Raw genomic sequence first — 12,081 nt, forward strand, 5'->3', positions numbered from 1 at the left:
CAAGTATGGACTCAACTCATTTCCAGGGCAGGACGCATGCGCGACCCGTATGAGGTGCTGGGCGTTGCAAAGAACGCATCGGCCAAGGACATAAAATCGGCATACCGGAAGCTCGCCAAGAAACATCATCCGGACCAGAATCCGAATGATCCCAAGGCGAAGGATCGTTTTGCCGCGGCCAACCAAGCCTATGAGATCGTCGGCGACGAGAAAAACCGTGCCGCCTTCGATCGCGGCGAGATTGACGCCGACGGCAAGCCACGTTTCCAGGGTTTCGAGGGCGCCGCCGGTGGCGATCCCTTCGGCGGATTTCGTCGACAGCAAGGGGCGGGTGGTTCGCGATTCGAATTCCGCTCGGGTCGTCCGGGCGGCGATCCGTTCGACGGCAACAGCGATATTTTCAGCCAGATTTTTGGCGACGCCTTTTCGGGCGCGCGCGGTGCCGGCATGGGCGACCGCCGCCAGCCCGCGACCGCTGCCGATCTGAACGTGACGCTCGACATCACCATCGAGGAAGCCGCGAATGCCGAAAAAGTGACGGCGATGTTCCCGGATGGCCGCAAGGTGGCGGTCAAGCTGCCGGCCTATGTCGAGGACGGCCAGACCATCCGGCTAAAGGGGCAGGGCGAGCAGGGACCGGGTCAGCCCGGTGACGCGCTGGTCAAGATCCATATCCGCCGGCATCCGCGTTACCGTATCGAGGGCCGCGACCTGCACGCCGACCTGCCGGTGTCGCTGGCGGACGCGGCACTGGGCGCCAAGGTGCCGGTCGAGACGCCGACCGGCAGGCTCGCGGTCAACGTTCCTGCCTGGTCGAGCTCGGACAAGGTTCTGCGCCTCAAGGGCAGGGGCCTGCCGGAAAAGGCCGGCGGGCATGGCGATCTCTATGTCCATGTCCGCATCATGCTGCCGGAGAGCGGCGACAGCGCGCTCGAAGCGCTGCTGCGAAGCCAAAAAGGCTGATCGACGGCTTTTGTCCCCCGAACTGTCCGGTTTGAACGCTTGAAGGGGCTTTGTGCCTGTGCGATAGGCACTCCACAAAGCAGAAGATCTTGCGGAGAGCACGCACATGGCGGGTGGACAGGGCCTGATGGCCGGCAAACGCGGCCTTATTCTCGGCGTCGCGAACAACAGGTCGATCGCCTACGGCATCGCCAAGGCCTGCGTCGACCATGGCGCGGAAATCGCGCTGACCTATCAGGGCGAGGCCTTCAAGAAGCGTGTCGAGCCGCTGGCGGCGGAACTGGGCGCCTTTGTCGCCGGCCATTGCGACGTCACCGATCCAGCGAGCCTCGACGAGGTTTTCGCCAATGTCGCCAAGCATTGGGGGGGCAAGCTCGATTTCCTCGTCCATGCCATCGCTTTTTCCGACAAGGACGAGCTGACCGGCCGCTATGTCGAGACGACGCGCGACAACTTCCTGCGCACCATGGACATTTCGGTCTATTCCTTCACCACCATCGCCAAGCGCGCCGAGGCGTTGATGACCGATGGCGGATCGCTTTTGACGCTGACCTATTACGGCGCCGAGAAGGTGATGCCGCACTACAACGTCATGGGCGTAGCCAAGGCCGCGCTCGAAGCCAGCGTGCGCTACCTGGCCGTCGATCTCGGCTCCAAGAAGATCCGTGTCAACGCCATCTCCGCCGGCCCGATCAAGACGCTGGCCGCTTCCGGCATCGGCGACTTCCGCTACATCCTGAAGTGGAACGAATACAATTCGCCGCTGAAGCAGACAGTCACGCAGGAAGAGGTCGGCGATTCCGGCGTCTATTTCCTGTCCGACCTGTCACGTGGCGTCACCGGCGAAGTGCACCACGTCGATTCCGGCTATCACATTGTCGGCATGAAGGCGGTCGACGCGCCTGATATTTCGACGGTCAAGGACTAATTCCCTCCGACCATCCTCCGCCCAGGCCCAGGCCCGACCTCCGGAAGACCTGATGTACCCGCTGGCTTATATCGTGCGCCACGGCCAGACCGCGTGGAACGCCGAGTTCCGGCTGCAAGGGCAGGCCGACACCGATCTCAATGCCCTTGGCCGCGAACAGGCGACCGGAAACGGCCGTCGGCTGGCCGAACTTGTCCATGATCCGGAGAATTTCGATTTCGTCGCCAGCCCGATGAAGCGGACGCGCGAAACGATGGAGCGTATCCGCGCCGCGATGCAGATCGATCCGGATGCCTATCGGACCGATCCCCGCCTCGTCGAAGTCAATTTCGGCGATTGGCAGGGATCCACCTTTGCCGAACTCGAGACCCGATATCCCGGCGCGAGCAGGACGCGCGCTTTGGACAAATGGAATTTTCAGCCGCCGGGCGAAGGCGCCGAGAGTTACCGGATGCTGCTCGATCGGGTCAAACCCTGGTTCGATGCGCTGAACCGGCAAACCGTCTGCGTGACGCATGGCGGCGTCATGCGCACCTTGTTCCGTTTCGTGCTTGATATGGCAGAGGACGAGGCAGCGAACCTGGAGATACCACAGGATCGCGTGCTCAAGCTCGAAGGCAAAAGCCTGGAGTGGCTTTAGGTCACCTGATCTCTAATGCATGTCGCTCAAAAGTGGCCCCGGTTTTGGGAGAACGACATGCTTAAAAGCAAAGAACTAAAGCGCGTCGCGAATCCGTTCAAACGCAACGCGCTTTAGTTCGTGTCGCTGTCCGGCAGCTGCATATCGGTCACGACGTTTTCGCCATTGGTCACATCATAAGCGATCACGATGTCCATGCCCGGCTTCAGCGCGTCGAGATCGGTCTCGGCATTCAGCTTGTAGGATTTGCCGTCGTCCAGCGTCAGCGTCAGCGCGTCCTTGTCGATCTTCTTGATCAGGCCTTCGGTCTGGCCGGCGAAAGCAGCGGTGGAAAGCAGCAGCGTGGCGGCAACAGCGCCAATCAGGGTACGCATCATCGTCCTCTTTGGTCATTGCGCCGGCACGGTGGCGGCGGATCCTCAACGGCGAATGGAGCAGAGCAGAAACCAACCGAATGTGTCAAAACTAAATCCGCCGGATCACAGTTTGACCCCTGTGGAAAACGCCAATAGAAGGCAGGCTTCAACCGGCTCGGCTGCCGATCAGGGCACTTTTCCATGTCTCACAACACGTTCGGCCATCTTTTCCGTGTCACCACCTGGGGTGAAAGCCATGGCGCCGCACTCGGCTGTGTGGTGGACGGCTGCCCGCCCGGCATCCGCTTCACCCGGCTGGAGATCCAGGCCGAACTCGACAAGCGCCGGCCGGGCCAGTCGCGCTTCGTCACCCAGCGCCGCGAACCCGACGAGGTGAAGGTGCTGTCGGGTTTCGTCCTCGACGAGGACGGCGAGACCATGATCACCACCGGCACGCCGGTCTCGATGCTGATCGAAAATGTCGATCAGCGTTCGAAGGACTATGGCGAAATCGCCCGCCAGTACCGGCCTGGCCATGCCGACTACACCTATGACGTCAAATACGGCATACGCGACTATCGTGGCGGCGGTCGGTCCTCGGCCCGCGAGACGGCCGCGCGCGTGGCGGCCGGCGCGCTCGCCCGCAAGGTGGTGCCAGGGATGGTGGTGCGCGGTGCGCTGGTGTCGATGGGTGAAAAGTCCATCGATCGCGCCAACTGGAACTGGAACTTCATTGGCGATGCGGAAAATCCGTTCTTCACGCCCGATCCCGCTTCCGTTCCCGTCTTTACCCAGTATCTCGACGGTATCCGCAAGGCCGGTTCCTCGGTCGGCGCGGTGATCGAGATCGTCGCCGACGGCGTTCCGCCAGGGCTCGGCGCGCCGATCTATGCCAAGCTCGACCAGGACATTGCGTCGGGTCTGATGTCGATCAACGCCGTCAAGGGCGTCGAGATCGGCAACGGCTTCGAGGCCGCCCGCATCACCGGCGAAAAGAATGCCGACGAGATGCGCATGGGCAATGACGGCAAGCCGGTGTTCCTGTCCAACAATGCCGGCGGTATCCTTGGCGGCATCTCGACCGGCCAGGCGATCATTGCCCGTTTCGCCGTCAAGCCGACTTCGTCGATCCTGACGCCGCGAAAGTCGATCGACAAGGACGGCAACGATGTCGAGGTGATGACCAAGGGCCGCCACGATCCCTGCGTCGGCATCCGCGCCGTGCCGATAGGCGAGGCGATGGTAGCCTGCGCCATCGCCGATCATTATCTGCGCCATCGGGGACAGACGGGAAGGGAGTAGGCAGTAGGCAGTAGGGAATAGGCAGTAGGCCTTTTTTTCTTTCCCCTACTGCCCTATTGCCTACTCCCTATTCCCGCGAGCAAAGCGAGCACTCCATGCCTTACGACCAGAAGAAGATCGTCGAAGCCCTGCGTGCCTTCGAACGCGGCGAGATCGTCGTCGTCATGGACGATGACGGGCGCGAGAACGAGGGCGACCTGATCGTCGCCGCCGTTCATTGCACGCCGGAGAAGATGGCCTTCATCGTGCGCAACACCTCCGGCATCGTCTGCACGCCGATGCCGCGCGAGGAAGCCAAGCGCCTCAACCTGCAGCCGATGGTCGCCGACAATGATTCGGCCCACACCACCGCCTTCACCGTCAGCGTCGATTTCAAGCACGGCACCACGACGGGCATTTCGGCCGACGACCGCACGCTGACCGTCCGCAATCTGGCCAACGGCAATGTCGGCGCTTCCGATTTCGTCCGCCCCGGCCACATTTTTCCGCTCATCGCGCGCGAGGGCGGCGTGCTGATGCGCTCCGGCCATACCGAAGCCGCTGTCGATCTTTGCAAACTCGCCGGCCTGCCGCCGATCGGTGTGATCTCGGAACTGGTCAATGACGACGGCACCGTCAAGCGCGGCCCGCAGGTCGCGGCCTTTGCCGAGGAGCATGGTCTCAAGCAGGTGTCGGTCGCCGATCTCATTGCTTATCGGCAACGCAAGGAAACGCTGGTCGAACGCGTGGCCTGCTCGGAGATAGACACACTCGGCGGCAAGGCGCAGGTCTTCACCTACACACTGCCCTGGGATTCCATGCATCATGTCGCAATCGTCTTCGGCGACATTCGCGATGGGGAAGAGGTGCCGGTGCGGCTGCATTCCGAGGATGTGGTGACCGACGTCTTCGGCACCAGCCACCGGCTGGACGCCATCATGAAGACGATGGGCGAGCGCAAGCGCGGCGTCATCGTCTATCTGCGTGAGGGCTCTGTCGGTGTCGCGCACCAGGAGCGCAAGCGCCCGGCGAGCGGCGAGCGCGAGGATCATGAGGAGGCCCGCCGCCGCGAGAATGAATGGCGCGAAATTGGCCTTGGCGCACAGATACTCAAGGATCTCGGCATTTCCTCGATCAATTTGATCGCCTCGCGCGAGCGCCACTATGTCGGCCTCGAAGGTTTTGGCATCCACATCGCCAAGACCGAAATCATCTGAACTGCCGGTGATGATAGCGCCCGGTCCGTTCAAACCGGGCGCTTCGTGGATCATTCAGCAGGAACGACCGCCGCTTCGCACTCATCCAGTTCGCAATTGTGGGTGGCCAGGCTGCGCTGGCCGAGCAGCACCGTGACCAGTGCAATGGCGCCTGATGCCACCGAAACCCAGAACCCGTTCTGGGCGCCGAACGCATCCACCACCGCGCCGGCGGCGAACGACCCCAGTGCCATGCCGATGCCGATGCCTGTCATCACCCAGGTGATCCCCTCGGTCAGCATCGCTTCCGGCACATGCCGTTCGATCAGGCCGAACGCCGTGATGAAGGTCGGCGAGATCGCGACGCCGCTGATGAAGACGGTCAGCGCCAGCAGCGGCACGCTGTCGGCGGTGAGCGGCAGCAGCGTGCCGAGCGCGACCAGGGCAACCGCAATGGCAAGTTGGCGTTGCAGCGGCGCCTTGAGGTTGAACGCGCCGACGACGATGCCCAGCGCGAACGATCCCAGCGCATAGACGCCGATGACCAGGCTCGCGGCACCCGGCTGGCCGAGTTCCTTGGTGATCGCCACGGTGCTCACTTCGGTCGTGGCGAACGTCGCGCCGATGAAGATCAGGGCAAAGGTGATGATCTGCACCGGCCGCAGGCGGATCGCCGAACCGCTTGCGCCATTGGCTACCGGTCGCACTTTCGGCTCGGTCGATCGCTGCAGGATGAAGGCCATCGATCCGACGGCGAGAAACAACGTGCTCGCCAGCATGCCCGCCTCCGGGAACAGGCCGGCACTGAGGCCCACCGACAGGGATGCTCCGGCGATATAGACCAACTCGTCCGCCGCCGATTCGAAGGCGAACGCGGTGTTCATCTGAGGCCGGCCCCGGAAAATCTCGGTCCAGCGCGCCCGCACCATTGCCGGCATGCTGGGCATGGCTGCCGCCAGCAGCGCCGACACGAACAGCGTCCATATAGGCCAGTCCTGATTGGCGGACGCAATCAGTATGAGGAAAGCGAGCACGGAGATGATGGTGGTGGGCACGACAATTGGGGTCTGGCCAAGACGGTCCACCAGCCTTGATATTTGCGGCGCCAGGAAAGCGTTGGCCAGCGCGAATGTCGCCGAGACGGCGCCCGCCAGCCAGTACTCGCCGCGTGTCTGCGACAGCATCGCCACGATGCCGATCGGAGCCATGGCAATCGGCAGGCGCGCCATGAAGCCGGCAGTTGCAAAGCCCTTGGCGCCAGGGGCGCGAAAGATTTCCGAATAGGGGTTCTGCATGATCCTGTTCCTCGACAAAGGACAATTCGACAATTACATACGAAGCGTATGAGTGTTAGATAGACCATACGCCGCGTATGTCAATTGGCATACGAGACGTATGTGAATGGGACCAGACGGAATGCACAAACCCCGCAAGGAGATGGTCGCGCAGACGCGTGCCAAGCTGATCGCCGCGGCCCGCCAGGCTTTCGGCACCATTGGTTACGCCGAGGCCTCCATGGATGATTTCACCGCGTCGGCCGGGCTGACGCGCGGCGCCCTCTATCATCACTTCGGCGACAAGAAGGGACTGCTGGAGGCGGTAATCGCCGAAATCGACGCCGAGATGGCGGCTCGGGTTAACGAGGTCGCATCGAGAGCGCCGAACCGCTGGCAACACTTCGTCGACGAGTGCACGACCTATATCGAAATGGCGCTGGAGCCGGAGATCCAGCGCATCATGTTCCGCGACGGTCCAGCCGTGCTGGGCGATCCGGCACAGTGGTCGAATGCCAATGCCTGCGTCGGTTCAATGATCGATCATCTGACCGCGCTGCAGGGGGAGGGGGTGGTCGTCCCGAGCGTCGACCCCGAGACTGCCGCACGGCTTATCAACGGCGCCAGCAGCCAGGCGGCGCAGCGGATCGCCAATTCGAACGACCCAGAGGCGACGTCAAGGAAGGTGGTGGCGGCGTTCAAGCAACTGCTCGAAGGCCTGCTCAGGAAACCGGGTTCGCAGCCGGTCTGAAATCCCGTCCGCGGTCCGGCGACCCACCCACGATTGACAATCTTCGGGCCGAGCGCATCCTCTCCCTCCATCTCTGAGGGGATTCGGGGCATGTGGGATTTCGATATCGGCAGGTCGGTGTCCATCATGATGCGGACCTGGCCCTTCATTGTCTTTCGCGTGATCGTCTATTTCGGTATCACGCTGGCCTACATCATGGCGAGCGGCACCGGTGCCTCGGTCGGCTATGGCGTCGGCCATATCTCCACAGATCCCGACGGGCCGATGTCCTTTGCCCTATGGGGCGGCGTGGTTGGCTTCGGCGTCGTCTCGATCGCCGTCTACTGGATCCGGGAATACATCCTCTACGTCGTCAAGGCCGGCCATATCGCCGTCATGGTCCATCTGATCGACGGCCAGGACGTCCCCGGCGGCCAGAACCAGATCGCCTATGCCAGGCAAGTCGTGACCGAGCGGTTCGCCGAGGCCAATATCCTTTTCGTCGTCGACCAGCTGGTCAAGGGCGCCATTCGCGCTGTCACCGGTCTGCTTGGCGGCATCGCCGCCTTCCTGCCGATTCCGGGCCTGAGCGGTCTGGTCTCCTTCATCAACACGGTGATCCGCCTGTCGCTGACCTATGTCGACGAGATCATCCTCGGCTACAATATCCGCATCAATTCGTCCTCGCCCTTCGAGACCGCGCGCCAGGGCGTGGTGCTCTATGCCCAGAACGGCAAGACCATGGTCAAGAACGCCGTCTGGTTGGCGGTGATCATGTGGGGCATGTCCTTCGTCATCTTCCTGTTGATGCTGGCTCCTGCCGCCGCAATTCTCTTCATCATGCCGGGGCAACTGGCTGGTTGGGCCTTCGTGCTCGCCATCGTCTTTGCCTGGGCGTTCAAGGCGGCTTTCATCGAGCCTTTCGCCATCGCCTGCCTGATGCAGGTCTATTTCAAGACCATCGCCGGCCAGGTGCCCGATCCCGCCTGGGACGCCAGGCTCGCCGAGGCATCGTCGAAATTCAGGGAACTCAAGGACAAGGCGCTGGCCTCCTTCGGCGGCTCGCGCTGGGACACGGCCGGCGCGACACGCTGATCGGCGGGGCTTACCGCGACCGCATCGACGGCGTTGAGGCGCGCCACCGTCGATTTGAGCCGCATCTCGCCTTGGCCGCAAAAAGTCTCGCTCATGATCAGTTCGGGCAACGGTAGGCGTCGGCCCCAGCCATGCGTTTCGAGGTCCGGTTTGGGCGCGAATTCGGAGACCCGGCCGACGCAGAGATAGGCGACCGGCGTCACGTGATCGGGAATAGCCAGCAGGCTTTTCAGCGCCTCAGCCTCGATGATGCTGACCCAGCCGACACCGACGCCCTCGGCGCGCGCGGCCAGCCAGAAATTCTGCACCGCGCAGACCGTGCTGTAGAGGTCCATCTCCGGATTGTGCCAGCGTCCCAGCGGCGAACCCTGCGAGCGTTGCCGGTCGCAGGTGATGCAGATGTTGAGCGCGCTCTCGCAGATGCCTTCCAGCTTGAGCTTGCGGTAGAGCGCCTGCCTTTCCTGTTCGATGGCCGGAAGTTCCTGTTCGCGCGCGGCGAGGAACAGGTCGCGCACCTCCGCGCGTCGTGCGGCATCGCGGATGACGATGAAGTTCCACGGCTGCATGAAGCCGACCGACGGAGCGTGGTGGGCGGCAAGCAGCAGCCGCGCCAGCACCTCGTCGTCGAGCGCGTCGGGCAGGAAATGGCTGCGCACGTCACGCCGCGTGAACATGGCGCGGTAGACCGCGTCGCGCGCCATCTGGTCAAATCCGTCGCTACCAGGAGCGGTCATGTGTTCCGGCATCGCTTGTCCCCTTGCGATTGCTATCGATGCCAGCCGCCTGACCATGCGGATGACGATGTCTGCCAGGCCGGTCTTCTGGCTTGGGATCAACCCGCGTCCGGTGCCTTCCCGTCATCGACAGTGGCATTTACCGGCGCGGTCCCCCTCACAGCGTTGGGCACGCCACGGAATTCAACCGTGTTCCCGATTCTCCCGCTTGCGGCGGGCACCAGGCAGTGTCGGCGACCTTACGCCGAACCGCCCGGGGCGCCAATCCCCGCAGCGACGCCAATGGACGCAGACGTGATTTTCCCCAGCGATCGAGCCGCGATGCATGGCCATCGCGGCGCCGGGGCACTAGATAGGGAGCATGGCCACTCGTCTCTACACGCATCCGATCTTCCTCGAACACATCACGCCGCCTGGCCACCCCGAGCGGCCGGATCGCTTGCGCGCCATCGAGCGCGTGCTCGACGACGAGGCCTTTGCCGCGCTCGATCGTGTCACGGCGCCGGAAGGTGACGAGGCCACCATCCTCTATGCGCATCCCGCCGATTTCGTCGCCCGCGTGCGCGCCGCCATCCCTGACCAAGGTATCGCCCGCATCGATGCCGACACCACCGCCAGCCCGAAGAGCTGGCAAGCGGCGATCGCGGCGATCGGCGCCGCCAATGCCGCCGTCGACGATGTCTTTGAGGGCCGCGCCGACAATGTCTTCGTCGCAGCGCGGCCTCCCGGCCACCATGCCGAAAAAACCACGGCCATGGGCTTCTGCCTCTTCAACACGGCGGCCATCGCCGCGCGTTATGCGCAGAAGAAGCATGGCGTCGAGCGCGTGGCGGTCGTCGACTGGGACGTGCATCACGGCAACGGCACGCAGGACATTTTCTGGGATGATCCCTCGGTGCTCTACTGCTCGACGCATCAGATGCCGCTCTACCCCGGCACCGGCGCGAAGGACGAGACCGGCGCCGGCAATATCGTCAACGCGCCGCTGGCGCCGCAGACCGGCAGTGAGGTGTTTCGCGATGCCTTCCTGTCGCGCGTGCTGCCGGCGCTCGACAATTTCGCGCCGGAATTGATCGTCATTTCCGCAGGCTTCGATGCGCACCACCGCGACCCGCTGGCCGAGATCAACCTGACCGAGGACGATTTCGACTGGGCGACCGGCCAGCTGATGCAGCGTGCCGCGCGCCACAGCGGCAACCGGCTCGTCAGCCTGCTCGAGGGCGGCTACGATCTGCAGGGATTGGCATTTTCGGTCGCCGCCCATGTCGGGCGACTGATGAAAGGATGAACGATGGCTGGTGAGACCAACGAAGACGTCAAGGCGATGAGCTTCGAACAGGCACTCGACGCGCTGGAGAAGATCGTCGATGATCTGGAGCGTGGCGACGTGCCGCTCGACCAGTCGATCAAGATCTATGAGCGCGGCGAGGCATTGAAGGTGCATTGCGACCGGCTGCTGAAGGCTGCCGAGGACAAGGTCGAGAAGATCAGGCTGTCGCGCGACGGCAAGCCGGTCGGGACGGAGCCGCTCGACCCGGACTGAGGCGCGCAGCCGTCTCACCGGTTTTTGGACACGATCGTGATTGAGTATAGAGTTCGTCTCGATTGAAATGGCTCCAGGACAAGAGGAGATACGGAAGCGATGTGCAGAAACATCAAGACCCTGTTCAATTTTGATCCGCCGGCAACCAACGACGAAGTCCGCGACGCTGCACTTCAGTTCGTCCGCAAGCTGAGCGGGACGACGCGGCCCTCGAAGCAGAACCAGCATGCGTTCGACCATGCGGTCGAAGCCATAGCGGCATCGGCGCGCGAGCTTCTCGATTCGCTCGAAACCAACCAGCATCCGCGCAATCGCGAAGAGGTTGCGGCCAAACTGCGGGCAAAGGCGGCGATCCGCTTCGCCTGATGTGGCCAAGGCGGTCCTTGGCCGCTGACAAGGAGAGTTCATGAGCTTCTTCCCAGGGAAAGACCCTGAAGCCGGCGACGCCTTTGCCAGCGACCAGATCGAGCTGATGGTCATCCCGAACGCCAAGGACATTGGCGGCTTTGAAGTACGCCGCGCCTTGCCGACCGCCAAGCGGCGGCTGGTCGGTCCGTTCATCTTCTTCGACCGCATGGGTCCCGCCATCCTGCGCGCCGGCCAGGCGCTCGACGTCCGTCCGCATCCGCATATCGGCCTGTCGACGGTGACCTATCTGTTCGACGGCAAGATCCGGCATCGCGATTCCCTCGGCACCGAAATGGTGATCCAGCCCGGCGACGTGAACCTGATGACCGCCGGCCGCGGCATCGTGCACTCCGAGCGCACGCCGGAAGAACTGCGCGGCGCGCCGATGTCCATCTCCGGCCTGCAGACGTGGCTGGCGCTGCCGGACGACAAGGAAGAGGTGGCCCCGGTGTTCGAGAACACCGCTGTCTTGCGGCTTCCCGACATCGACGCCGAAGGTGTCAGCGGCCGCGTTGTCATCGGCGACTTCCAGGGACTGCGCTCCCCGGTGCGGACCGACTCCGAGACGCTCTACGCTGATCTCAGGCTAGCGCCGGGCGCCAGCGTGAAAATCCCGGCCGATGCGGAAGAACGCGCCATCTATACGCTTGAAGGCGAGGTCTCGATTTCGGGCGACGTCTTCCCGGCCGAACGTCTGCTGGTGTTCCGGCCCGGCGACGAGATCATCGTATCGTCGCAAACCGGTGCGCATTTCATGCTGTTCGGCGGCGCCTCGCTCGGTTCGAAGCGGTATATCTGGTGGAATTTCGTCTCGTCGTCCAAGGAGCGCATCGAACAGGCCAAGCAGGAATGGAAGACGGGCCGCTTCGATATCGTTCCAGGAGATGAGGAAGAGTTTATTCCGTTGCCGGAAGGCTGAAGAAGATCGGCGAG

General features: G+C 63.2%; 13 protein-coding genes, 1 pseudogene and 1 riboswitch. Of the genes and pseudogenes, 11 read left to right on the forward strand and 3 right to left on the reverse strand.

All coding sequences use genetic code 11. The features are described from left to right. Positions 1 to 36: 36 nt before the first annotated feature. The 3 genes from LB577_RS13480 (at position 37) to LB577_RS13490 (ending at position 2,531) form a co-directional block, all read left to right on the forward strand. Positions 37 to 963 carry a DnaJ C-terminal domain-containing protein gene (locus LB577_RS13480; protein ID WP_224687055.1) on the forward strand — a complete coding sequence of 309 codons (927 nt, stop codon included), beginning with the start codon at positions 37 to 39 and terminating at the stop codon, positions 961 to 963. A 106-nt stretch (positions 964 to 1,069) separates the two neighbouring features. Beyond that, positions 1,070 to 1,891, forward strand: coding sequence for an enoyl-ACP reductase FabI (gene fabI / locus LB577_RS13485; RefSeq protein ID WP_224687056.1), 822 nt, complete (start codon positions 1,070 to 1,072; stop codon positions 1,889 to 1,891). 52 nt (positions 1,892 to 1,943) lie between these two features. Next, on the forward strand, positions 1,944 to 2,531 hold the full coding sequence (locus tag LB577_RS13490) for a histidine phosphatase family protein (protein WP_224687057.1): 588 nt from the start codon (positions 1,944 to 1,946) through the stop codon (positions 2,529 to 2,531). Between the two features lie 113 nt (positions 2,532 to 2,644). Here LB577_RS13490 and LB577_RS13495 read toward each other — a convergent pair whose 3' ends face one another. Further along, positions 2,645 to 2,905 carry a DUF1344 domain-containing protein gene (locus tag LB577_RS13495; RefSeq protein ID WP_013896681.1) on the reverse strand — a complete coding sequence of 87 codons (261 nt, stop codon included), beginning with the start codon at positions 2,903 to 2,905 and terminating at the stop codon, positions 2,645 to 2,647. Positions 2,906 to 3,088: 183 nt separating this feature from the next. Between LB577_RS13495 and aroC the strand changes: the two genes are divergently transcribed. Beyond that, complete coding sequence (gene aroC, locus LB577_RS13500; RefSeq protein ID WP_224687058.1) at positions 3,089 to 4,189, forward strand: chorismate synthase; 1,101 nt, start codon at positions 3,089 to 3,091, stop codon at positions 4,187 to 4,189. Between the two features lie 95 nt (positions 4,190 to 4,284). Continuing rightward, positions 4,285 to 5,385 carry a 3,4-dihydroxy-2-butanone-4-phosphate synthase gene (gene ribB / locus LB577_RS13505; RefSeq protein ID WP_224687059.1) on the forward strand — a complete coding sequence of 367 codons (1,101 nt, stop codon included), beginning with the start codon at positions 4,285 to 4,287 and terminating at the stop codon, positions 5,383 to 5,385. A gap of 50 nt (positions 5,386 to 5,435) precedes the next feature. Here ribB and LB577_RS13510 read toward each other — a convergent pair whose 3' ends face one another. Beyond that, entirely contained in the window at positions 5,436 to 6,659 is a 1,224-nt protein-coding gene (locus LB577_RS13510) for an MFS transporter (RefSeq protein ID WP_224687060.1), read from the reverse strand. 121 nt (positions 6,660 to 6,780) lie between these two features. Between LB577_RS13510 and LB577_RS13515 the strand changes: the two genes are divergently transcribed. Both LB577_RS13515 and LB577_RS13520 read left to right on the forward strand, forming a co-directional pair. Beyond that, positions 6,781 to 7,389, forward strand: a complete 609-nt coding sequence (locus LB577_RS13515) for a TetR/AcrR family transcriptional regulator (protein WP_224687061.1) — start codon at positions 6,781 to 6,783, stop codon at positions 7,387 to 7,389. 90 nt (positions 7,390 to 7,479) lie between these two features. Next, positions 7,480 to 8,463, forward strand: coding sequence for a hypothetical protein (locus LB577_RS13520; protein ID WP_224687062.1), 984 nt, complete (start codon positions 7,480 to 7,482; stop codon positions 8,461 to 8,463). A gap of 164 nt (positions 8,464 to 8,627) precedes the next feature. On the opposite strand, the pseudogene bluB reads toward LB577_RS13520, so the two are convergent. Continuing rightward, positions 8,628 to 9,254 (reverse strand): annotated as a pseudogene (gene bluB / locus LB577_RS13525) (5,6-dimethylbenzimidazole synthase); the annotation flags it as partial. Positions 9,255 to 9,256: 2 nt separating this feature from the next. After that, a riboswitch (cobalamin riboswitch) is annotated at positions 9,257 to 9,437 on the reverse strand. A gap of 121 nt (positions 9,438 to 9,558) precedes the next feature. On the opposite strand from bluB, the gene LB577_RS13530 reads away from it, so the two are divergent. The 4 genes from LB577_RS13530 to LB577_RS13545 all read left to right on the forward strand — a co-directional run bounded on the left by LB577_RS13530 (position 9,559) and on the right by LB577_RS13545 (position 12,067). Beyond that, a complete protein-coding gene (locus tag LB577_RS13530; protein WP_224687063.1) occupies positions 9,559 to 10,485 on the forward strand; it encodes a histone deacetylase family protein in 927 nt (308 codons plus the stop codon). Between the two features lie 3 nt (positions 10,486 to 10,488). After that, positions 10,489 to 10,740 carry an exodeoxyribonuclease VII small subunit gene (locus tag LB577_RS13535; RefSeq protein WP_023764505.1) on the forward strand — a complete coding sequence of 84 codons (252 nt, stop codon included), beginning with the start codon at positions 10,489 to 10,491 and terminating at the stop codon, positions 10,738 to 10,740. A gap of 99 nt (positions 10,741 to 10,839) precedes the next feature. Continuing rightward, on the forward strand, positions 10,840 to 11,106 hold the full coding sequence (locus LB577_RS13540) for a DUF2277 domain-containing protein (protein WP_010914875.1): 267 nt from the start codon (positions 10,840 to 10,842) through the stop codon (positions 11,104 to 11,106). 40 nt (positions 11,107 to 11,146) lie between these two features. Continuing rightward, the gene (locus tag LB577_RS13545; RefSeq protein ID WP_224687064.1) at positions 11,147 to 12,067 is read left to right on the forward strand and encodes a pirin family protein; all 921 of its coding nucleotides are present in this window, start codon (positions 11,147 to 11,149) and stop codon (positions 12,065 to 12,067) included. Positions 12,068 to 12,081 lie beyond the last annotated feature (14 nt).

It is taken from the genome of Mesorhizobium sp. B283B1A, from assembly GCF_020165735.1.
GTDB classification, from domain to species: Bacteria; Pseudomonadota; Alphaproteobacteria; order Rhizobiales; family Rhizobiaceae; genus Mesorhizobium; species Mesorhizobium opportunistum.